The sequence below is a fragment of the Spirulina subsalsa PCC 9445 genome, assembly GCF_000314005.1.
GTDB classification, from domain to species: Bacteria; Cyanobacteriota; Cyanobacteriia; order Cyanobacteriales; family Spirulinaceae; genus Spirulina_A; species Spirulina_A subsalsa.
Map to the genome: position 1 here is coordinate 846101 of NZ_JH980292.1, position 23857 is coordinate 869957.

Below are 23857 nucleotides of genomic sequence, written 5' to 3' on the forward strand. Positions count from 1 at the left end.
TGTTCCCTAATCAAAAGGGAGTCGGGAGATCGGGGGAATTAATAATTGATTATTATTCCCTCTTGCCTGTTCCCTGGCTGGGTCTAGGGTCTGATGTTAATGAATGCTCCCCCACCTGTGTTCCGCGAGGTGGGGGAGTGCGTCGTTATTTTTGTTCAGCCAACCCTAGATATTTGCCAAGGCCAGTTATGGAGTCCTCAGATGAAGCATCACTAACCATCCCTGAATATTCGCCATTTAGGTCAGATGATGAGTATTAGAAGTGGTTTTCTCTCACCCAAGCGCGAAAGGCTTTCATCGTCTTATTTCTCCCCTCAATTTTACTTTGTTCTAGATATTGGGGAATTACTTCGCACAGGGGCAAACCCGGAAAATGGGAACTAGCTTCACACTGCATATATTCCCCATCTTGTAAGACATTAATCTCTGTGGGGATAGGTTTGTTCTAAGATACTGGCGATCGCCTCCCCAATGTACTGAGCGGCGTTATAACTCGCCATAATGACGCTGATCTGGCCTAACTCATGGGTCATAATTCCCCACTTCTGCGCCCGAGTTCGTAGACAGCACAGCCCATACAGGCGAGAATGCCTAAACTAATTGACCAACTGCGCCCTAGGCTTAAATCGACGCCATAATCACAGAGGATTCCGGCGGCGAGGAAGGGGAAAATACTAAAGATGGAGGCGTAAAAGGCGTTTTGGGATGCTCGGCTTTTGCGGGTGCGCTGAAGTTCGTCTTGGGGTAGGTAGAGGGACTCGGCAAAGTGAAACCAACGATCTAGTTGTTCGGTGATCCAGTAGCGCAGGGAACTACAGGCGATATAAAGGGCTAACGCCCAGAGACAGGTTCCGGCGATCGCAATTTTATTAATCGGTAGGGCAAAGGGTAAGATTTCGTTCAACATGAGTGCTGTGGGAGATGAAATATTAACTCACTTGACTCATACTATCGTGTTTATTGCAAGTCTTTGTCACATTCTGTTACTAACAGGCAGGGTAAACCAAAAATGAGAACCTTTTCTGGGGGTGGAATTTAAGCCAATTTCGCCCCCGTGACTTTCGATAATTTGACGACAGAGGTATAAGCCTAATCCTAGCCCTCCTTTGCGTCGCAAGGATTCCCCTCGTTTGTAGAGTTCAAAAATCCCCTCACACATTTCTGGGGGAATGCCTACCCCATTATCGATCACAGAACACCGTAACCACTCGCCAGAGGGGGGCATCAATTCGGCTTTTAGGGTAATCTCACCACCGGAGGGATTATGTTTGAGGGCATTAGCGGTGAGGTTTTCTAAGACGCGCCAAATTTTGTTAGCATCTGCCCAGACCGGGGGCAAGTGGGGGGGGATTTCGTAGGCAAGGGTGACTTGATTTTTCTCTAGAATGGGCTGCCAATCGGCGATAAAATCCTGAGTGAGTTGATGAAAATTCAGAGACTGACAATCTAGGGTAATGCCTTGTATATCAAACTCTCGGGTATCGAGGAGGGAGTTGATTAATTTTAACTGGCGATCGCAACTTATCGCCATCCGTTCCACCAACGCCCTCGCCACAGGCAATTCCGCCCGCCCCGGATGAGACTCTAACAGACGATTTAACACCATATTTGTCCCAATAACCGGATTTCTTAAATCATGGGACACCGCATGGAGATATACCCTTAAGGCATCTTCCGTTTTCCGACGCACCTCTACCTCCTGTTCTAGTTTGGCATTTTGTTCCTCTAATTGTCGTTGCAACAAACGAATTTTTAAATGACTTTCTACCCGTGCCAAAACTTCTGCCACATGGAACGGTTTACTAATATAATCCACCCCCCCCACATCAAAAGCTAACACCTTATCCATCGGGGCATCTAAGGCACTAATAAAAATAATTGGAATTTTGCGAGTTGCCGGATTATCCTTTAACGCTTGACAAACCTCATAGCCCGTCATATCCGGCATCCGAATATCCAATAAAATCAAATCAGGACATCTCGCTTTCACCGCTTGTAATGCCCGTTCCCCATTAATCGCCTTCCGCACTTTATACCCAGATTCTAACAACATAGTCGATAACAAACGTAAGTTATCCGGTGTATCATCCACAATCAAAATATCCGGTAGATAATGCTCCATTGTCGTCCTGTTATTTCGTGATAAATTTAAAGGGTCTGATTCGCAACTCTATTAACTGGGACTTGAAGATTAAACTTGAGTCGTTAACTCATTTTAAAGCACCTCTTGAGACTCTCCCAAAAACTCAAACTCCATTGTCACATCGGTGATTTGATCTAACCGGAAATTATCGGCTAAATGCCTCAATGTATCTATTAACTCTTGATGTTCTGGGGACAGTTGTTCCACTAATTGCAACACCGCCAGATCATCTCCCATCATGGCCGCTTGATGCAATTGATGCAGCCATTCCGGGGACATCATCTTAAGGGCATTGGCTTCTAAGGCGACAGTAGAAGAAAGGCTGACATCTTCTCCTAAAGATATCTCCTCTTTTTCCGCATAACAATAGGCAACCCCCAAATATTGGCTTAAGGTATCCCAGAGACTATTTTCATGGAAAGGCTTCCGCACCACATCATCACACCCGGCCGCCAAAATATCGGCTTTTTCCTCCTCTAAAGCACTAGCCGTAATTGCAATAATCTTCGTCGGGGTGAGATGTTGTGCTTGTTCTTGTTTCCGAATCTGTCGCGTTGCCATATAGCCATCCATAACAGGCATTCGCATATCCATCCAAATCAAATCCGGGTGATATTGTTGCCATTTTGTAATGGCTTCTTGTCCATTTTCTGCCTCCCAAACCTCAAAGCCCACTTCTTCTAAAAGATGCCTTAATAATAGGCGATTTTCCTCAATATCATCCACCACCAAAAGGCGATAGGTGGGTTGATTGGGGGCAAGTTTAACCACCACGCGCTGCTGTTGTGGGGGAGTCACATCATGGGCAGCAACTGGTTCAACTTCAATCGTAAACTCAAAACAACTGCCCTCTCATAACATACTTTTCACAAAAATTTCTCCCCCCATCATCTGGACAAATTTCCGACTAATCGGCAATCCTAAACCTGTTCCTTGATGAGATTTTTGTCCCGATTGAGTTTGGGTGAAGGGGTCAAATAAACTGGGGATCTCTAGGGGAGAAATGCCAAAACCTGTATCTTCAATGGCAAAGTGAATCAGGACTTTTTTAGAACCCTCTCGTTCCTGGTCTGAAGGGATGGATTGAGTGTTTACGGATACCATAACCTTGCCTTTTTCGGTAAATTTAATTCCATTACTTAATAAATTAATTAGCACTTGACGCAGTTTAGGTTCATCAGTTTTGATATATTGGGGAACGTTAGGAAACCGCTCAAAAATCAAATCTAAACCTTGGGATTGGGCTTTCAATAAAAACATCTCCTCTAAAGCATTTAAAAGCTGGTGTAGGTCAAAAGGTGCAGGGGTAAATGTGACCTTTCCCGCTTCAATTTTCGACATTTCTAGAATGTCATTAATTAATTCTAATAAATGCTCTCCACTCCGGTTAATAATGGCTATTTCCTTGGCTCCGTGACTCAAGGCAGGATTGCGCGCCATCAGTTGACTAAAGCCTAAAATGGCATTGAGGGGAGTCCGTAACTCGTGACTCATTTGGGCTAAAAATTCGCTCTTCGTCCGATTGGCAATTTCGGCCTGTTCCTTGGCTTGTTCGAGGGCGGCATTTTGTAGCGTTAATTCGACCCGTTGTTGTTGTTCTTGTTCGAGGAGTTGGGCTTGGGCGATCGCAATTCCTAACTGAGCCGCTACAGTCGTTAATAATTCTATCTCATCCTCCGTCCACTCCCGGGCTTTATAGCACTGTTCCAGCCGAATCACCCCGTTAGGCTTCCCTTGATAAGAAGTCCGAATTAACAACATTGACTCAATGTGTAAGCTGTCGATAATCGCCTGTAAACAGGCAAAACGGGGATCTTCCCGGACTTGAGAAGCGGCCAATACCCGATCTTCTGCCAATACCCAAGTCATCACCTCATTATTCTCTAGGGGCATTTCTTGGGCGATCGCACGAGGAGATCCCGTTTCCACATATTCAGCCACACAAGGGATTTTCGGCTCAGAATCAGCCACATAGGTATAAATCAGACAACGATTAACATGGAATACTCCCCCAATTTGATCGGCGGCCTTCTGGAAAATTTGCTGCACATCTAAACTAGAACGCAACTCCTCTGTGATACTATTCAACAAAACAATACGATGATATTGTTTCTCTAAATTAGCCTCGACCTGCTTCCGTTCTGTAATGTCGTTAGAAGTAGCTAAAACACAAACTTCGCCATTTAAATCAATTAATTCCGCCGACACTAAAGCCGTGCGAATTTCTCCCGATTTGGTGCGATAGGTGGTTTCATAGTTGCGCACCATCCCTTCTTGATCTAATTGTTTAATAATCCAATCCCGATCTTGAATATTGACCCAAAGATCCAAATCTGTGGGATTTTTGCCTAAAATTTCCTCTCGTTCATAGCCCGTCATCTTGACATAACTATCATTCACCTCCAACAAAAGCCCGTCTTTGAGGGTACTAATCCCAATGGCACTGGGACTAGAACAAAAGGCTTTAGAGAACTTTTCCTCCGAGTTGCGCAGGGCTAATTCGGCTAGGGTGCGATCGCGAATTTCCTGCTGCAACTTCTCCGTTCGTTCCGCCACCGTTTGTTCTAAATTGCGGGAATATTCCTTAAGTAAAATCGGACGAGTCAGCCACCCCGTCGTCACAAAGCCCGCCCCTCCCGAAAGCACCAAAGCCGCCAGACACAATAAAATCGTATTACGGCGATTCCTTTCAACATTGTCCTGAAAATTATCTTCAGAAACAATCACCACCATTAACCAATCCAAATTTTGGCGATTTTCTAAAGATGTCACCTGAACAAAATGACGGTTTCCTCCAACTAAAAAATCCAGAGATTTAGACCCTTCAATTTTATCCCAATCTTCAAAATAAATCTTAATTTTTTCAGCCGTTTCTTGAATGATCGGATTATCACTATCCGCCGCTAAAATACGCTGAGTTCGATTTTGTCGCACCTGAAAAATCGGGTCTGGGGTAGAAGTTGCCACCAAACGCCCCGAACGTTCTATAATAAACATCTCGACTTCATTTTCCGTCCTCCAATTTCGTAGAGATTCATTCATTCTTAACAGCAAAAAAGACGTTCCTAGAACGCCCTTAAACTCATTGTCTTGATCATAAACCGGATGGGTCGCCGTAATAGCTAAACCTCGACCCACAAAATCCGAATAAATCTCACTCCAAATCGGGCTTTTTGCTTGCAATGTCGCCTTATACCAGGGTCGAGTGGTAGGATAAAAGCCCGGATTATCTTCGACTAATAGCCCCAATTCATTCGCCGAAAGATTTGGCACTTCATAAATTTTTAACCGATCAGATTCTAAATCCCGCCGCAGGATTTGTAAAGAATTATCCGTTGTCCGTTTTGCCCCCGCACAAAACCCCTCAACACTACAAAAGTATGTCGCACTAATCGAGTCAAAGGATTGGATTTGCCGTAAAAAATAACGTTCTTGCAAGTGAATGATATTCTCAGCTACATCCTCCGCCTGAATGCTTAACAACTCTGGAGCATTAGCATTCAGTTGATTAATTAAAACAGGAGTCATAGTGTAGCGTTGTAGTTGCTCCTCTAGACGAGCCGTTGTCGCTTCTCTTAACTCGTGGGCAAGATCATTAATGGCTCTTTTTCCATTGCGAATGGAAAACCATCCTGTCACCCCAACTACGACAACCACTTGTAACAAAAAAGGGATAATCAGGATGAGGCGAAACGGTATTTTTTTTATTTTTTGCTCCATTGAAATTGTCAAAATTTTGAGGTTATAATGGGTCTTATTTTGTTCAACACAAAATACAAAAAAATAGCGAACAAAATTCCATAAATTGGCTTAACTCCCGGTGTAACATAAGCCAAAGCAGAGGCTAAGATATAAGCCGTAATACCTGACAGATTCCAATCCGCTTGAAGTGCGGTTAAATGGGGGAATTCTTCTCGATAATTAAGCCAAAAATCTGCAATAATTACCCCACCAATTGGTGGGATAAACGTACCTAATAACAGAAGAAAATTAAGAAATTGTTCACTGCCATAAATACCGCCAAAGGTTAACGCCAACGCAAAAGTTGCTCCTCCCAACACCATTAAATGGCGTTTTTCCGTGCGGAACGCATGACATCCAGCGACAGAGAAAGCATAAATGGTATTGTCCTGAGTCGTCCACATATTGAGGACAAAGAGCAAAACTCCTCCCATTAATAACCCTTGCTGCGCCATGACTTGCACAATATCCGCCTGATTATAGGCTAACGCACAGTAAGCACCACTGAAAATCAAAAACCCATTCCCCAAGCAAAAGGCGATAAAAGTGGCTATTGCCCCGATTTTACCTGAACTGGCAAAACGACTCCAATTCGTGGCTTGTGTGCCGCCAGAGACAAAAGTCCCAACAATTATGGTGATGGCTGCACTCAGGGGAAGTTCCTCACTCGGGACAAGATTTTGCATCCCACTCCATCCCCCAACATCTTGGGTCGCAATAGTTAAACTCCACAGCATCAAGATTACAATGGCCGGGACGGCAATCCGACTTAACCAATCTAACCCCTTATAGCCAATATAGGCGGTGGCACAAAATCCGTAAGTGACGAGGAGAATTAATAGCCAGTTGAGGGATTCTGGAAAACCCACCAGTTGATTCAATAAATCGGCCATCAAACCAGAACCCCAAGCATACCAGCCAATTTGGGTAAAGCCCAAAATAAAATCAACCCAACGAGAGCCTATATTACCAAAACTGAAGCGCGCCATTAAAACGGTATTTAACCCAGTTTTTCCGGCAATATAGCCTAAAAATGCGGAATAAATCCCTAAAATAAGATTGCCGAATACAATCACAAGCAGCAAGTCCGGGAAAAAGCGAAAAGCCGGTCCGACTAATCCCCCCGCAAACAGGGTGCCGGAGTAGAGGGTAAAGCCAATTAATAAGGGGGCAAGAGAGATTAAACTTTTGCGACTTTCCCGAGGCACAGGACTGAGGGGATAGTCTTCGCTTTTTTCAACTTGTGCTAAGAGTTCAGGTTGTAGCATCACCGATATTTCATGAGTTAATCTTGTTTGGCTTAGGCTACAGGAATTTGGGGACTGTGAACTGTTACAAAGTCCACAAATCACTTGTAGCGATTAGTTTGAGTATGAGAGAATGTGGGTTATTTTGTCAGCGTTCGTTAGGGTCTGCTGAATATCCATAGTTTGAGGAAACAGGGAACAGGGAATAGAGCGTCTAGCAAAGGTCTACCTCATGAGTCACGAAAATACTATAGTATCGGAGTATCAGGAAATGACTGTCAAGAGTGCTTTTCGGATTGGGATTGCCGGGCCGGTGGGGTCAGGTAAAACGGCTTTATTAGAGGCCTTGTGTAAAAAGTTGCGGGACTCTTATCAAATTGCGGTAGTGACGAATGATATTTATACCCAAGAAGATGCTCAGTTTTTGGTGCGGGCGGGTGCTTTGGCAGATGAGCGCATTTTAGGGGTGGAAACGGGGGGCTGTCCTCATACGGCTATTCGGGAGGATGCTTCGATGAATTTGGCAGCGATTGAGGAGCTAGAACAGCGTTTTCAGCCTCTGGATTTGGTGTTTTTAGAAAGTGGGGGGGACAATTTAGCGGCGACGTTTAGCCCGGAATTAGTGGATTTAACTCTTTATGTGATTGATGTGGCGGCTGGGGATAAAATCCCGCGCAAAGGGGGGCCGGGGATTACGAAATCGGATCTTTTGGTGATTAATAAAATTGATCTTGCGCCTTGGGTGGGGGCGGATTTGGGGGTGATGGAACGGGATGCCAAAAAGATGCGGGGTGATAAGCCTTTTGTGTTTACGAATCTCAAGACTCAGGAAGGTTTAGAGCGGGTGGTTGAGTTTATTAAGCGACAGAAGCTATAACTATAGCAATTTCCCTACTGGCGAGATACAGAGTCTCTAGTTTGAGGGAACAGGGAACAGAGCGTTTAACAAAGGTCTACCTCATGAGCCACGAAAAGGCTATACCTTGTCTGTTCCCTCTTGAAGGTCAGCTATTTCTATACCCCACCGCCTAATGATTCAGGGAACGCGAGGCCCCAGAAAAGCATCTAGAATAAAAAACTAGAATCCCAGCTTGCTCACGTCATGACTCAACGATACATCACTAGCTTGTTACTTTGGCTCTGCTTGTTTCCCTTGTGCAGTGGGGCTCCCGCTTGGGCGCAACGGACGGAACGAATGTGGCCCGAGCGGACTCGACCGGAACGGATGGAACGGGAACGGGAGGAGAGGAAAGAGGAAGAGGAGGAGGATGATGGGGAGTTTTATAACCCTTTAGATATGAAAGAGCGAGATCCGTTGATTCCCCTTGAGGTGTTTAATGAGCGGCGTTCTTTGTCCACACAGGAACAGGCGGAGTTAGGGGCATTGTTGGGGCCGATGGCGTTGATGGCGGCGAATCTCTACGATGGGGGACAAACGGAGGAGGCTTTTGAGTTGTGGTACCGGGAGGCACGACTGCGCCGCTTTTTGGGGCCGCTGGCGGAGGTGGAAGCTTTGGGACGACTGGGGGAGGTGGCCTGGAATGAAAACCGCACGGAGGATGTGGTGGTGGTGCGGGAGCGTTTGCAGGGGATTCAGGAGGAGGCGACGAAGGGTCAGGAGAAGTCCCAGTTAGACCGTCCTCTCTATACGGCGTTGGGGCAGGCTTACGCGAGGATTCGGGCGCGTTATGATGCTTTGGCGATGTATGAGTTCATTCTGGCGGATGTGCGCGCTACGGGGGATTTAGGGGCTTTAGAGCAAACGTTGAATTTGATTGGGGTGTTTCATAAGGGGTGGTTTGATTTTTTGGCGGCGGCGCGGGTCTATGAGGAGTTGCTGGCTTTGGCTCAAGGTCAGTTTGATGTGGCGGGTGAGCGGCGTTATTTGGAGGAGTTGGTGTATATCTATGATGAGTCGCGGCAGTATGAAAAGGCGATCGCCGTTAAAGAACCTCTCCTGCTTAGTTATGCTCAAAAGGAGGAGTTTTTTAACAAAATTGCCCCGGTGCAAATCTCTCTGGGTCAGGATTATTTACGCTTAGGGGAGAAGGAACAGGCGATCGCCAATTTGGAGGCGGCCTTTAATTGGGCTTGGGATAATGAACAATGGGGCTATGCCAGCAATGCCCTAGAAGCCCTCGCAGCACTCTATGTCCAGTATGACCAGCTTGATTATGCCCTCCAACTCTATCAAGAACAGCTAAAGGCGGCTCAATCAACTTACAATTTTTACGAAATAATGACCATCTATGACCGGATGGGAGAATTATATTTAAAATTGAATAATCAGCCCCAAGCCCTACAAGCGTTTCGGGAAGCCCTACGCTTTGCTGAAGCTATCCAACATCAAGAAGAATATTTTGAGGAAAAAATTACTGATATTCTTAATAATTTTCTTTAGCATTTTTTGCTAGCTTTTATGTATATGTCTAGCTAAAAAAATGTCCTCTCATCAACCTTCTACCCAAAAATCTGCAAACTTTTATGTAGTTGGAATCGGTGCTTCTGCCGGGGGGTTGCGTGCGCTAGAGGAGTTTTTTGATCATATGCCCATTGATAGCGGGGCGGCCTATGTAGTGATTCAACATCTTTCACCGGATTTTAAAAGTTTGATGAAAGAATTGTTAGAACGCCGGACGAGAATGCAGGTCTACCGGGTGGAAAATGGGATGGTTTTAAAGCCTAACTGTGTGTATCTTATTCCGCCGCGTAATAATTTAATTGTCGAAAAAAGACGATTAAAGTTAATTAAACAGGCAGAAAATCCCCGTCATCAACCGAATTTTCCCATTGATATTTTTTTACAATCTCTAGCGAAAGATTGTAGTGATCGGGCGATTGGGGTTATTTTATCGGGAACGGGGAGTGATGGGACAAAGGGACTGCAAGCGATTAGTGAGGTGGGGGGGATTACCTTTGTGCAGTCTCCGACAACGGCTGAGTTTGATGGAATGCCCCAAAGTGCGATCGCCACCGGAATAGTGGATCAGGTGTTATCCCCGCCCGACCTAGCCCGCATGATTTGTGATATGGTGCGCATGGGACGCAACGCCCCCCCCAATCATGATCTCTCCCTCACAGAAATTGAGTCGGATAAATTGCGGACGATTTTAAATATTCTCAATGAAGCCGAAAAACTAGACTTTTCCTATTACAAACCTAGCACCCTGAGCCGTCGCATTTATCGCCGTTGTTCCCTCTCTGGGTGTAGTAGTTTAGATGAATATATCGAGCGCATGAAAACCTCCGTCGAAGAACGGTTATTATTGCGCGATGATTTAATGATTGGGGTGACACGGTTTTTCCGGGATACGAAAGCCTGGGAAGTTTTGGAAACTGAGATATTACCCAACTTAATTGGACAATTAAAAGACGGCCAACAATTGCGCGTCTGGGTAACAGCTTGTGCCACAGGGGAAGAAGCCTATTCTATGGCCATCTTAATTGATGAAGTTCTAACCCGGTTGAAAAAGAACCTCAGCGTGAAGATATTCGCCACAGATATTGATAACGGGGCTTTAGCTAAGGCCTCCGAGGGCGTTTATCCTGAGAGTATTATGAGCGATTTGTCGCGATCGCGCCTTGAAAAATACTTTCTTCTGCGCAACAAATCCTTCCATGTGGTGCGAAACCTGCGCCAGATGATTATTTTTGCCCCCCACAACCTCGCCAAAAACGCCGGATTTACCCGGATGCACCTCATCACCTGCCGCAACGTCCTAATTTATATGCAGCCCTCCCTGCAACAGCACGTTTTGCGGATGCTACACTTTTCCTTGGTCCATAAAGGCTATCTCTTCCTTGGTTCCGCCGAAACCCCCGGCGACCTAATCGAAGAATTTACCACCCTCAATGAAAAGTGCAAAATCTACCAAAAACGGCGCAACATTCGCCTCCCCATTTCCGTTCCCACCTTTGATTATGTTGCTCCTTCCCCGGCCTATTCCGCCCTCCCCCGCAACAGTAGCACCCAACTCCACCCCGTCATTAGCAACGCCTTCAGTGCCTTTGTCCGCAAACGGAACTGTTCCTGCATCTTAGTCAACGCCCAACACGAATTATTCCATGTGGTGACAGATCCCCTCAATATCCTGCGCTTTCCAGAAGGACAGATGACCAAGGAAATCAGCGAATTAGTGCCAGATTCCCTGAAATTACCCCTTAACACCGCCATTCACCGCGCCAAACGGGAAAATAACCCCGTTCTCTACACCGGAATTCAATTTGAGCAGAATAACATGGTTTGGAGCGTTAACTTAGAGGTTAGTTATCAGGCCGGAAATGCCCGAGTGGATGATTACTTTCTCCTAGTCATTGAACCCGAAGAACGCACCGTCAAAACCACCTACGCCGAACCCTTTGATGTCGATGCCAAAACCACCCAACGCCTGTTAGACCTAGAATATGAACTGCAACAGACCAGGGAAAACCTCCAGGCCACCATTGAGGAACTCGAAACCACCAACGAAGAACAACAGGCCACCAACGAGGAACTTTTAGCCTCCAACGAAGAGTTACAGAGTACCAACGAAGAACTCCACTCCGTCAACGAGGAACTCTATACCGTCAATGCAGAATATCAGAGCAAAATCAAGGAACTAACGGAACTCACCAACGATGTAGACAATCTGCTACGGAGTACCGATATTGGGGTAGTGTTTTTAGATCGTCATCTGCGGATTCGCAAATTTACCCCGGCCGCTACCTTGGCGATTAATTTAGTCGATACAGATTTAGAACGTCCCATTGAACATATTACCCATAACATGGACTGCCCCAATTTCCTCGACCTGTTGCAACAGGTCGCTGAAACGGGCAAACCCTTAGAACAAGAGGTCATCATCCCCAAAACCCAAGACTTTTTACTGATGCGCTTGCACCCCTATTTACAGAGTAATGATGTTTCTAACGGGGTGGTGATGACCTTCGTCAAGGTCAATGAAATGAAACAGGTGCAAGAACAATTGCGCAACCGGACTCAAGAAATTGAAAACCTCTACGCTAATATTCCCATCGGTTTGGGGGTGCAAGATCACCAGTTGCGGTTTGTGCAGGTGAATGAGGTGTTAGCGCGCATCAATGGCTACTCGGTGGCGGAACATTTGGGCAAAACGACAGCCGAATTGCTGCCAGATTTAACGTCGAGGATGGAACCCCTCGTGCGTCAGGTGTTGGAAACGGGAGAGGCCATCTGTAATGTGGAAATTACCGGAACAACTCCCGCACAACCGGGGATTGAGCGACACTGGTTAATGAACTATTATCCCGTGAGTTTAGGAGAAGTTAGTTCAGAGGAACTAATCAAAAATCCCAGCTTAGAGAAAGGGGTGGGGTGTGTGGTGATGGAAGTGACGGAATTGAAGCAAATGCAGGAAGCCATCCGCCACAATGAAGCCCGTCTGCGCTATCTTTTAACCTCTAGTCCGGCCGTGATCTTTACCTGCGAGCCTGATTATCCCTACGCGGCGATATATCTCAGTGACAATATTCAGGATATTGTGGGTTATAGTGCGGTGGAGTTCCTCAAAGATCGACACTTTTGGCGGACTCATCTGCACCCGGAAGATCGGGAACGGGTGTTAGGGGAACTGCCCCAAATTTACCAACAAGGCACCTATAGCCAACAGTACCGTTTTCGCTGTGCCGATGGGGAATACCGTTGGTTATATGCTCAACTACGTTTAACGCGCAATGAGCAAGGGAAACCTCAAGAATGTGTGGGGTATTGGGTGGATATTAGCGATCGCGTCATCAGTCAAAATGCCCTCCGCTATCAGCTAAAACGCACGGTACTACTCAAACAAATTAGCGAACAAATTCGCCAAAGTTTAGACAGTCAGCAAGTGTTTGATACCACCGTGCAACAACTGACTCGTGTTCTCCATGTGGATCGTTGCCTGCTGCATATTTACCAACCGGATCAAGATACACCCTCCCCCCAAAACCTCCATCTGGTGGCTGAATATTGCGTTGAAGACTACCCCTCCTTACGGGGAGAAGCCCTCCAAATCCCCGTAGTCGATAACCAACACCTCGCCGCCCTCCTCAAGGGCGAAAAGGCCATTGTCACCCCAGATCCCACCACAGATCCCCTATTTGAGGGACTCACCCCCCTCATTGAACAACTACAGATTAAATCCATGTTGGCCATTTGTACCTTTTACCAAGGGAAACCTAACGGGGTGATTGGTTTGCACCAGTGCGATAAACCGCGAGATTGGACGACAGAAGATATAGAACTACTGGAATCCGTCGCCAGTCAAGTGGGAATTGCGATCGCCCATGCTCAACTCCTCGAACAAAGCCAACAGCGTTCCCTCGAACTCGAAAAAGCCACCCAAGAAGCCAAAGCGGCCAACCTCGCTAAAAGCGAATTTCTCGCCAATATGAGCCACGAAATCCGCACCCCCATGAACGCCATTCTCGGCTTTTCCGAACTCTTACAAGACCTAATCACCGACGAAACCAGCCAATCCTACCTGAACTCTATTATTAGCAGTGGCAGCACCCTATTAGCCCTGATTAACGACATTCTGGATCTCTCCAAAATAGAGGCCGGGAAATTAGAACTCCACTATGAACCCGTCAACCTCCATCTGTTATTACAGGAAATTCACCAAATTTTCTCCCAAAAAGCCGAACAAAAACAACTGGATCTCATCTTAGATGTAGCACCAACCACCCCCTGGGGAATCTATATGGATGAGGTGCGTTTACGGCAAATTTTATTTAACGTCGTCGGCAATGCCATTAAATTCACCGATCAGGGTTTTGTAAAAATTAAAGTCTGGTGTGAAGACATCAAAACCCAGTCGCCTTGTCCCTCAGACTCCCATCCCGAGTTCATTTCCCTCAAAATCCAAATCGCAGACTCCGGCATTGGTATTCAAGATGATCAACAAGACATTATCTTTGATGCCTTCCATCAAAACGAAGGACAAAACACCCGGTTATATGGAGGAACCGGCCTCGGATTAACCATTACCAAACGTCTCACCCTCAAATTAGGCGGCACCGTTACCGTTAACAGTCACCTCGGAGAAGGGAGTTGTTTTGAAATTACCCTGCCTCACGTCCAAGTTACCGAAACCCCACCCCCTCCCTCTTCCCCTCTGGCCCAACGGGAAGACTTTAATCAACTACAACCCGCTACCTTGTTAGTCGTCGATGATGTAGCCTCTAACTTAGAACTCATTGCGGGATACTTCAAAGACAGCCACCATCAGGTTTTCACCGCTCAAAATGGGTTAGATGCGATCGCCCAAGCCCAAAGCACCCCCCCCAACTTAATTCTACTCGATTGGCGAATGCCCAACCTCGACGGACGAGAAACCGCCGAACGTCTCAAACAAAACCCCACCACCCAAAACATCCCCATAGTATTCCTCACCGCCTCCACCCAAAACCCCGAACAACTCAAACTCAACACCGTGAGTGATGCCTTTCTGCGAAAACCCGTCAGTCGTCAACAACTCTTTGACACCCTACAAAAATTCCTCCCCCTCCAAAATCAAGACGACTGGCAACCCAAAGACTTTAACCTGAATCTTTCCCCCTTAAACCCCGACAAACTCCCTCAATTAATCCCCCTATTACAGCAATTTTTTCAGCAAAAATGGTTGACCCTGAAACAGGAAAAAATCACCCAAGATTTACGCCAATTCATCGAACAATTAAACCAATGGGGTCAAGACTATGAATGTCCCGATTTAATTAACTACAGTCAACAAATTGCCCAACAAGTTAATCAATTTAATAGTCGCGGAATTGATCAACTTTTAGAAGAATTTCCCAACATGATCCAAAACTTAAATCACTTAATAGAACCCTCAGAATATGAACCCTAGTTATCACCCACAAGATACACTCATTTTAATCGTTGATGATATTCCAGACAATATCAAAGTTCTGATTGGCTTACTCGATAATGTAGGTTACAAAACCACCTTTGCCCGCAGTGGGAAAGAAGCCCTAGAACGTTTAAAATCTATCACCCCAAACCTGATTTTACTCGACTTGATGATGCCCGAAATGAGCGGGTTAGACGTTTGTAAAAAAATCAAAGAAACTCCTAAAATAAAAGATATTCCTATCATATTTTTAACCGCTAGTCATGAGCATAACAACTTACTCAAAGCCTTTGAAATAGGGGCGGCTGATTATGTAACAAAACCCTTTAAGACGGGTGAATTATTAGCCCGAGTGCAAACCCATTTATTATTGCAAGCTCAATCTTTAGCCATAAAATACAGCGAAGAAAAATTAAGAATTATTGTCGAGCATTTATATGATGGCATCTTAATTATTGATCAAGACGGAATTGTTCAATTTGCCAATCCAGCCGCCGCTAAAATGTTTAATCGTCCCCTCCATCAATTAGTTAATCATGAAATTGGCATACCCATCTTCGGTACGGCCATTAATGAAATGCAAATTTTGCGAGCTAAAAATGAAATTGGTGTAGCAGAAGTGGCGATTAGTTCCGTCTCTTGGGAAGGCAAAGACGCTCACCTAATTTCCTTACGAGATGTGAGTGAGCGGCAAGAAATTCAAGGGGAATTACGCAAGAGCTTACAACGACAATTACAACTGAATGAGAGTTTAAAACTTCTGTCCACCTTAGATGATTTAACAAACCTTACGAATCGTCGGTCAATTTTAAACACATTAAAAAACGAATTTGGCCGTAGCAAACGTTACAATAGAAATCTATCTATTGCCGTGATTGATTTGGATCATCTCAAGCGAATTAACGATAATTATGGTCATGAAATGGGCGATCAAGTCATTTATAATAGTGGGCAAAGTATTCAAAAAGCCTTAAGAGAATGTGATTTTGTAGGACGGATGGGCGGAGATGAATTTTTGGTTATTTTGCCTGAAACTAGCTTGCAAAATGCGGTATTAATTGCCCAAAGAATTCAAGAAGAAATTAAGTCTTTATCGATTATGCCGGATGATTCTTCCTTCCTGTTAAGTGCCAGTATTGGAGTGGCAGATTATCGCGAAAACGATAGTAATTATTCGCATCTACTCAAACGAGCCGATCAAGCTATGTATCAAGCCAAAGATCAAGGCAGAAATCTAATTGTCTGTTAGTGGGGGGAGGGAGCAGGGGGGCAGGGGAGCGGGGGAGATGTCTATTACCTATTCCCTATTCCCGACTCCCGACCGTCGCGCTTCGCTACACCAGAGGCTACACTTATACCTGCGGCAGGCTTCGCGAACAGCTATAGCTGGAGTAGGGCGAAGATTCCCGATAGAATATCGGAGGACGGCTGACAGGGTAATCCTGCGCCATGTTTCTTAGAGAAAACCGGAGGAAGTGTATGGCTGTGGAAGCGGCTTTGAGTGAAGAAGCCATTAAGCAGAGTTTAGAGCAGTTTTTAGTTGTTTTGTCTGTTTCCTTGAGCGTGGCTACCCTTTCCCGTATCTTTAGCTGGTTGCGCAATATTCCCTATACCCTCCTGTTAGTAATTGTGGGCTTAGGGTTGGCCTTCGTCAATGTCCGACTGGTCAACCTTTCCCCGGAACTCATTTTAGAGATATTCCTCCCTCCGTTACTCTTTGAGGCCGCTTGGAATATACGCTGGCGGGAGTTAAAGCAAAATATCCTCCCCGTGGCTATTTTTGCCACCTTGGGCGTGATTATTTCCGTCGTTGGGGTAGCCTTACCCATTAGCCAGTTTACCGGGCTTTCCTTGCCCATTGCCCTGTTATTGGGAGCCAGTTTGGCTGCAACGGATCCGGTGTCTGTGGTGGCCTTATTTCGGGAGTTAGGGGCCGGAAAACGCCTGACGGTGTTAATGGAAGGGGAAAGTCTCCTCAATGACGGGGTGGCTGTTGTGGCTTTTGTCCTGTTGGTGGGGATTCCTTTGGGGATTCAGGAGTTTTCGATTCCCGCGACACTGGCTCAGTTTACCACTTTTGTGGGGATTGGGGTGGGAGTTGGTTGTCTGGTAGGGTTTGGGATTTCTTACCTAACCCAGCGTTTTGATTATCCTTTAGTGGAACAGTCCCTCACCTTGGTTTCTGCCTATGGTACCTATTTGATGGTGGAAGAATTAGGTGGATCTGGTGTGATTGGGGTGGTGACGGTGGGGTTAATCTTGGGAAATTTTGGTTCCCGGATTGGGATGAATCCCCGTACGCGGTTGATTGTTTCGGAATTTTGGGAGTTTTTGACCTTTTTTGTCAACTCCATTGTATTCCTGTTGATTGGGGATCAGATCAACTTTTTGAGTTTGGGTGGCAATTTGGATGTGATTGGAATTGCGATCGCCTCCCTGTTATTTACCCGTGCTATCGTTATCTTTGGTCTAGGCACCCTCAGCAATCTTTTCCAACCTACTAAAATCCGTTGGTCAGAAATGACGGTGTTATGGTGGGGCGGATTGCGCGGGGGTGTCTCTATTGCCCTAGCCTTGAGTGTTCCCATATTATTGGAAGGACGACAAGCCATTATTGATGGGGTGTTTGGTGTTGTTTTATTCACCCTTTTAGTGCAAGGATTAACCACTCGTTTCTTTTTAGAAAAACTAGACTTAATTGGGGATCAACCCCAGCGTCAACAATATTCCGAAGCCCTAGCCCGTCGCACCGCCTTAAATCGGGTGTTGAAGTATTTAGACGGGGTGCAACTGTCCGCAGAAATCGACCCAGACTTCTATCGTTATCAAAAAGGTTTAGTTAAAATCGAGGTTCGCACTATTGAGGAGGAAATTAACCAACTGCAACAGGAAAATCCTCAGTTAAGGGCGCTGGATTTGGAACAATTAAGCGAGGAATTACTGGATATTGAGGCGGACACCTACGCTGAATTTATCCGCGCTGGCCGTTTAGATCGGAATCTTTCCCCTGTCTTATCGGAGGTTCTCAATAAAGCCACGGAAAAGGTGATTGATGAAATCAAATTAGATTGATTAATGCTTGCAGAATAACTCTGCTTCGGGTGGGGAACGGGGAATAGGGAATGGGGAAAATCAGGTTGTCTGCAAAATTGGACGGCACTATTTATAGTGTCGTCCAATTTGTTGGAGGCTATATATGGGACTTGACAAAATGCACACAAGCTTAATTTGTTAAGATTGCCTATCCTGTAACCGGGTAGGGTGCGGGACTTCCCTCTCCAATTTGTTAAAAGTCTCCCATGAGTTTGACTTCTGGGTGAAGGAGTAAAGACCAGTGTTGCTCGACTTTTTCTTGTACATGATGGATCACGTTTAAGATGTCGCTGGCGGTGGCATCTCCACAGTTAAGGATGAAGTTGGCATGACGATGAGCGACTTGGGCTCCGCCAACTTGATAGCCTTTTAAGCCCAGTTGTTCGATGAGCCAGCCTGCGCTGTGGGGGTAGGGGTTACGGAAGACGCTGCCACAACTGGGGAGATGGTAGGGTTGGGTTTCTTTGCGTTGGTGGAGGTTGTGGGTGGTTTGTGCCATGATTTCGGTGCGATCGCCTCCGGGGGTGAGTTGTAAGGTGGCTTGTAGAACCAGTTTGCGATCGCCTTGCAAGATAGAAGTGCGATAACTAAATTGCAAATCCTCGGGGGTGAGCAGGTCTAAACTCCCGTCAGGATTGAGAACTAGAACATCGGTTAAACAATCGGCGATCGCCTGTTGATGGGCGCCTGCATTCATCACCACACAGCCCCCGATGGTGCCTGGGATGCCCACAGCCCACTCTAGGCCTTGCCAGCCCCGTTTCGCCGCTTTCCAGGCGAGGCGAGCAATGGGTTCTCCGGCTCCGGCGATGATTTGCCCATTGTCCGGGTGTAAGTTGTTGTGGCGCAGATGCCGGGTACTAATGACTAAACCCGGAATTCCGCGATCGCTGACCAATAAGTTAGAACCTGCCCCCAAAACTGTCGCGGGTAGGCTTTGCTGTTGGGCCCAAGCGACACTAAGTTGTAAATCTTCCAAGGTGCGGGGGGCAATATACCACTCGGCTGGACCGCCGACGCGGAAGGAGGTCAGGGGGGCGAGGGGAACATGAGGACGAACAATGCAGTCAGTTCCTTTTAGACTGATTGGTGAAGGGTGGAACGACTTCCCTCCGTAGAAGTAGAGCTTCTTCGTACTAGGGGCATCAGAGGACAGTGTCATAGTGCGTTCATCAAAAGTGTGAATGGATTCAGGTTGAGGAGTGGAGAAATTCAGAGGAATTTAAAGGAAGAAACCTTTAGTTCCTAAACAGAGGTGGGCAAGGACACCTCAGAATAAACGGTGACGAGATGAGGAATAAGCTGGTTAAGATTTCCTGCCCCGAGAAACAGGGTTAAATCACCCGGCTGTAATATTTCTTCCAACAAGGTGGTTACAGACTCCAGTCCTCCTCCGTAGATCACTTGAGGATGATAGTGGGCGATTGCCTCCGCGACTTGTTCTCCCCCCAATTGTCCCACAGGGGACTCTCCTGCACTGTAAATATCCGTAACAACGACTAAATCGGCATCCTGAAATGATTGGGCAAAATCCCCTAAAAAGGCTTGAGTGCGACTGTAGCGGTGGGGTTGAAATACCGCTACTAAACGACGATAAGCCCCTTGGGATTGGGCGTTTTGCTGTACTAACAAACGAGCAGCCCCGAGGGTGGCTTGTACCTCGCTTGGGTGATGGGCATAATCATCCACAAAGGTAATATCATTGGCTTTGCCTCGGTACTCAAAGCGACGTTTTGCCCCTTCAAAGGTGGCGATCGCTTCAGCAATGACCGGGAAACTTAAGCCTAATTTCCGAGCTACGGCGATCGCCGCCAAGGTATTACTTAGATTGTGTTGACCCAACAACGGCAGGTATAAAGACCCCAACAACACATCCTTTTCCCAGACCTGCGCCCTTGTTCCTTCCGCACTGTAGACCACATCCGTCACCGTATAATCTGCCCCCTGTTCTGGGAACAAACTATAGGTAATCTGGGGGTGTAAGGTTGCCCGTACTGTGGCACAATCCCAACAGGCGACCATCGTTTCACACTGTTGTTCAAAGATCCGGAAAATCTCCGTCACTTCGTCCAAACTGTCATAGTGATCAGGGTGATCCAATTCAATATTCGTCACGACCCCAATTTGGGCCGCCAACTTGACTAAAGACCCATCGGACTCATCCGCTTCTGCCACCAAGTAGCCTCCCTGACCGAGGCGAGCATTACCCCCAATGGCATTGACTTCCCCCCCAATGACAATCGTAGGGTCTAGACCCCCTTGCAGTAGTACATAACCAATTAAACTGCTAGTTGTAGTTTTCCCATGAGTTCCGGCAACAGCAATGCTGTCATAATCTTGAATCAAGGCCGCTAAGACATCGGAGCGATGGAAAATCGGATAGCCCTGAGCTTGTGCCGCCTGATATTCTGCATTATTGGCTTGAATCGCCGTTGAACAAATGACTTGAGGAGCATTCAGACCCTGAACCTGAGTCGCTCCATACCCTCCATTTTTCCCATTCCCCTCAACCCCTACCCCAATGGTAATCGAGGCGGGCTGGGCTTGGGTGGGCATTTTAAAAAAATCTAGATTATCTGCATCCTGACGACTAAAAATATGAGCGCCTGCCGACTCTAAGCGCTGAGTTATATGGGTTGAACGAATATCTGAGCCAGAAACCGGGAGATTCCGCTTCGCTAAAATATAAGCGAGTGCCGACATTCCAATTCCACCAATTCCAATAAAGTGGAAGGGTTTTCCCTGAAAATTAATTGTGTTTGACATCAAATCTCCTTGCACACCACACACCACACCACAATACTCATCACATGATCCGTGTCACGAGGGACACGCGCTATAATATCAAGGATTCACCCGTCAGGATACAGTTCATCATGATTTTCTATCTTTTCACTCCTTTGACCTATGGGCCAGATTATTGAACTTAAGGGAGTCGAAAGGGCCAGATTTAAATGACTCCTAGGATTGTTTTTACCATTAGGCAGGCATTTTTTCCGTTAATCCGGAAACTTTCCTTGGTTTTACCGTAATACGACCAATTTTTCCAGAGCTTCATGCAAAAACACGGGATTTTAGGTGGAACATTTGACCCTATTCATGAGGGACACTTAACTCTGGCCCAAGTAGCCTTAACTCAAGGTCAACTGGATCAAATTGTTTGGGTGCCGGATGGGGATGCACCCCATAAAGCCCAAAAAGCGCGTTCTCTCTATGTTGATCGCTGTCGTATGGTGGAGCAGGCGATCGCACCCTACCCCGAATTCCGCCTAGAAATCCTCCCAGTCCGCGCCACCCCCCACTACAGCATTCACACCTTCCAACACATCCAAACCATCTATCCCCCCAGTGAGTGGTACTGGATTATGGGCTTTGATCTCTTTCAAACCCTCCCCCGCTGGTATCAACGCCATGAACTCATCCCCGCCCTCCATTGGTTAGTTGCCCCTCGCCCCCCTCTACCCTGCAATCTTCAGCCCATCATTGAACAACTACATGACCAAGGGATTAACATTCAGTGTCACCTCTTAGATATCTCCCCTCTGTCCATTTCCTCCAGTCAAATTCGCCAACATTATCAACACAGCAACAGCCCTCATCCTAGCCTGCCATCGTCCATACAGACCTACATTGCAGCCCATCGTCTTTACTCCCCCTCCCCCCAAGATAGAAGCGCTCACCAAGGGAATCTAAATTGGGATCGTTAAATTGCGCAGCCTTTGCGATATGATTTGGGGTATTAAGATTAATTTAATGTATTGAACTAGAACACAGAGGGCAAGACGCAGTGATTAGAGTAGCAATCAACGGGTTCGGACGCATCGGACGGAATTTTTTGCGTTGTTGGTTAGGACGTGAAAACACCCAACTCGAAGTAGTAGGGATCAATGATACATCTGATCCGAGAACGAACGCTCACTTGCTAAGATACGACTCCATGCTAGGCAAGTTGGATGCTGACATTGACGCAGATGAGAACTCCCTGATTGTTAACGGGAAAACCATTAAGTGTGTCTCCGATCGCAACCCACTAAACTTGCCCTGGGATGAGTGGGGAATTGATTTGATCATCGAATCAACGGGAGTCTTTGTCACCGAGGAAGGCGCTTCCAAACACTTAGCAGCTGGTGCGAAAAAGGTCTTAATTACCGCACCCGGTAAAGGTGGAGAGATCGGCACATTTGTTATGGGTGTCAATCATCATGAGTACGACCACAATCGGTACAAAATCGTCAGTAACGCCAGTTGTACAACCAACTGTTTGGCTCCCATCGTGAAAGTGCTGCATGAGCATTTTGGGATCATCAAAGGTACGATGACCACCACCCACAGTTACACTGGGGATCAACGGTTACTTGATGCCTCCCACCGTGACTTACGACGCGCTCGTGCGGCCGCGATTAATATTGTTCCCACCACCACCGGAGCCGCGAAAGCCGTTGCTCTAGTGATTCCTGACATGAAAGGGAAACTCAACGGGGTAGCGTTCCGAGTTCCCACTCCGAACGTTTCCATTGTGGATTTTGTGGTTCAAGTGGAAAAAAGCACCATTGCCGAACAGGTGAATGATGCCTTACGCGAAGCCTCCGAAGGTTCTTTGAAAGGGATTCTGGGTTACAACGACCTACCCTTAGTCTCTAGTGATTATCGCGGAACTGATTGTTCCTCCATTGCTGATGCAAGTCTGACCATGGTAATGGGTGGCGATATGGTGAAAGTGGTTGGTTGGTATGACAACGAATGGGGCTATTCTCAACGAGTGGTTGATTTAGCTGAATTAGTCGCTGAAAAATGGGCTTAGAGTTTTAGCTTCATTTGGACAAACTGGAATCAACAAGGAGGAGGGTAACGCGGTTACCCTCCTCTTTCTCTTCCGTCATGATTCCCATCTCCTTCTTTTTAGCCCTCCCCTAGGTCACAAAACAGGGTTATAGTGATGGGTATGTAAATCAAGTAAGTTAAGACAAAAAAGCCAATTTTCATGAACTTGCCTGAGTTTGAACGGGTTATTTATGAACGCAACCCCCTAGTGGAGGTTGTTTGTCAATTGTCCTTTCCGCCCATCCTGAAGATTACTCATCAAGAACCTGTTGAGTTTCAGGATAGGATTCGGTCCCAATATCCACTGTTTGAAACCAATAAATTACAACTACCTTCGGAAGTCTCTCAGCTTGTACAACAATTAGGATTACCTCAAACTCCTAATCGGACTTATCGTTTTCAATCAGAGGATCAGAAGTGGAGTTTATCTATCACCCAAGATTTTATAGCTTTAACCACTTCCTCCTATGAGAGATACGAGCAATTTAAGCAACGTCTTGAACAAGCATTAGACGTTTTTGAAAATATCTATCAGCCCTCATTTTATAACAGAATTGGTCTGCGTTATCAAAATTTAATCATTCGTTCAAAGCTAGGACTTGAAGATACAGAATGGTCGGATTTAATCGCTAAAAATATTGCCTATGAGCTATATGAGGATAATGTTTATTTATCCATTCAAACGATGGTCAAAAATTTAGTCCTCAAAACAGATATCGGAAAAACTAACTTTAATCATGGTCTAGTTTTTGTGAAAGATTCACAGAATAGTAAACCTGAAACGGCTTATTTATTAGATGCCGATTTTTACACAGAACAGAAAATAGAAAAAAATCAAGATGTCTGGAACTTACTTACTCAATTCAACCAGTCTGCCCGACAACTCTTTAGGTGGAGTATTACCGACACCCTTCACCATGCCATGCAGCCCCAATCCATTCACTCTCTATCAAAAGAGTAGC

The 23857-nt window shown here is 46.1% G+C and carries 16 protein-coding genes and 1 pseudogene; 8 read left to right on the forward strand and 9 right to left on the reverse strand.

Going from position 1 to position 23857, the window contains the following annotated elements:
• Window positions 1–256: 256 nt before the first annotated feature.
• The 7 genes and pseudogenes from SPI9445_RS31935 to codB form a co-directional block, all read right to left on the reverse strand.
• Window positions 257–427: pseudogene (locus SPI9445_RS31935) on the reverse strand (Uma2 family endonuclease); the annotation flags it as partial.
• Complete coding sequence (locus SPI9445_RS30315) at window positions 420–533, reverse strand: glycosyltransferase (protein WP_017303477.1); 114 nt, start codon at window positions 531–533, stop codon at window positions 420–422. The pseudogene SPI9445_RS31935 and the gene SPI9445_RS30315, both read right to left, overlap by 8 nt.
• A complete protein-coding gene (locus SPI9445_RS0104220) occupies window positions 530–907 on the reverse strand; it encodes a hypothetical protein (RefSeq protein ID WP_017303478.1) in 378 nt (125 codons plus the stop codon). The genes SPI9445_RS30315 and SPI9445_RS0104220 overlap by 4 nt, the downstream gene beginning before the upstream one ends.
• 66 nt (window positions 908–973) lie before the next feature.
• Entirely contained in the window at window positions 974–2122 is a 1149-nt protein-coding gene (locus tag SPI9445_RS0104225) for a hybrid sensor histidine kinase/response regulator (protein WP_017303479.1), read from the reverse strand.
• Between the two features lie 93 nt (window positions 2123–2215).
• Complete coding sequence (locus tag SPI9445_RS29100) at window positions 2216–2941, reverse strand: response regulator (RefSeq protein WP_017303480.1); 726 nt, start codon at window positions 2939–2941, stop codon at window positions 2216–2218.
• Between the two features lie 54 nt (window positions 2942–2995).
• Window positions 2996–5863, reverse strand: coding sequence for an ATP-binding protein (locus tag SPI9445_RS27290; RefSeq protein WP_017303481.1), 2868 nt, complete (start codon window positions 5861–5863; stop codon window positions 2996–2998).
• An 8-nt stretch (window positions 5864–5871) separates the two neighbouring features.
• Complete coding sequence (gene codB, locus SPI9445_RS0104235) at window positions 5872–7152, reverse strand: cytosine permease (RefSeq protein WP_017303482.1); 1281 nt, start codon at window positions 7150–7152, stop codon at window positions 5872–5874.
• Between the two features lie 250 nt (window positions 7153–7402).
• On the opposite strand from codB, the gene ureG reads away from it, so the two are divergent.
• From ureG to SPI9445_RS0104260, 5 genes are all read left to right on the forward strand, one after another.
• Complete coding sequence (gene ureG, locus SPI9445_RS0104240; protein ID WP_017303483.1) at window positions 7403–8008, forward strand: urease accessory protein UreG; 606 nt, start codon at window positions 7403–7405, stop codon at window positions 8006–8008.
• A gap of 225 nt (window positions 8009–8233) precedes the next feature.
• Entirely contained in the window at window positions 8234–9532 is a 1299-nt protein-coding gene (locus SPI9445_RS24305) for a tetratricopeptide repeat protein (RefSeq protein WP_164674463.1), read from the forward strand.
• Between the two features lie 40 nt (window positions 9533–9572).
• Entirely contained in the window at window positions 9573–14978 is a 5406-nt protein-coding gene (locus tag SPI9445_RS27295; protein WP_017303485.1) for a chemotaxis protein CheB, read from the forward strand.
• Window positions 14968–16230 carry a diguanylate cyclase gene (locus SPI9445_RS0104255; protein ID WP_017303486.1) on the forward strand — a complete coding sequence of 421 codons (1263 nt, stop codon included), beginning with the start codon at window positions 14968–14970 and terminating at the stop codon, window positions 16228–16230. The genes SPI9445_RS27295 and SPI9445_RS0104255 overlap by 11 nt, the downstream gene beginning before the upstream one ends.
• Before the next feature lie 230 nt (window positions 16231–16460).
• Complete coding sequence (locus tag SPI9445_RS0104260; protein ID WP_017303487.1) at window positions 16461–18053, forward strand: cation:proton antiporter; 1593 nt, start codon at window positions 16461–16463, stop codon at window positions 18051–18053.
• 214 nt (window positions 18054–18267) lie between these two features.
• Here SPI9445_RS0104260 and murB read toward each other — a convergent pair whose 3' ends face one another.
• Both murB and murC read right to left on the reverse strand, forming a co-directional pair.
• The gene (gene murB, locus SPI9445_RS0104265; protein WP_017303488.1) at window positions 18268–19236 is read right to left on the reverse strand and encodes a UDP-N-acetylmuramate dehydrogenase; all 969 of its coding nucleotides are present in this window, start codon (window positions 19234–19236) and stop codon (window positions 18268–18270) included.
• Window positions 19237–19319: 83 nt separating this feature from the next.
• Window positions 19320–20840 carry a UDP-N-acetylmuramate--L-alanine ligase gene (gene murC, locus SPI9445_RS0104270; RefSeq protein WP_017303489.1) on the reverse strand — a complete coding sequence of 507 codons (1521 nt, stop codon included), beginning with the start codon at window positions 20838–20840 and terminating at the stop codon, window positions 19320–19322.
• Between the two features lie 290 nt (window positions 20841–21130).
• On the opposite strand from murC, the gene nadD reads away from it, so the two are divergent.
• The 3 genes from nadD (at window position 21131) to SPI9445_RS0104285 (ending at window position 23856) form a co-directional block, all read left to right on the forward strand.
• Complete coding sequence (gene nadD, locus SPI9445_RS24315; RefSeq protein ID WP_017303490.1) at window positions 21131–21781, forward strand: nicotinate (nicotinamide) nucleotide adenylyltransferase; 651 nt, start codon at window positions 21131–21133, stop codon at window positions 21779–21781.
• A gap of 80 nt (window positions 21782–21861) precedes the next feature.
• The gene (locus tag SPI9445_RS0104280; RefSeq protein ID WP_026079517.1) at window positions 21862–22875 is read left to right on the forward strand and encodes a type I glyceraldehyde-3-phosphate dehydrogenase; all 1014 of its coding nucleotides are present in this window, start codon (window positions 21862–21864) and stop codon (window positions 22873–22875) included.
• A gap of 180 nt (window positions 22876–23055) precedes the next feature.
• On the forward strand, window positions 23056–23856 hold the full coding sequence (locus SPI9445_RS0104285) for a TIGR04255 family protein (RefSeq protein ID WP_017303492.1): 801 nt from the start codon (window positions 23056–23058) through the stop codon (window positions 23854–23856).
• Window position 23857: the final 1 nt, after the last annotated feature.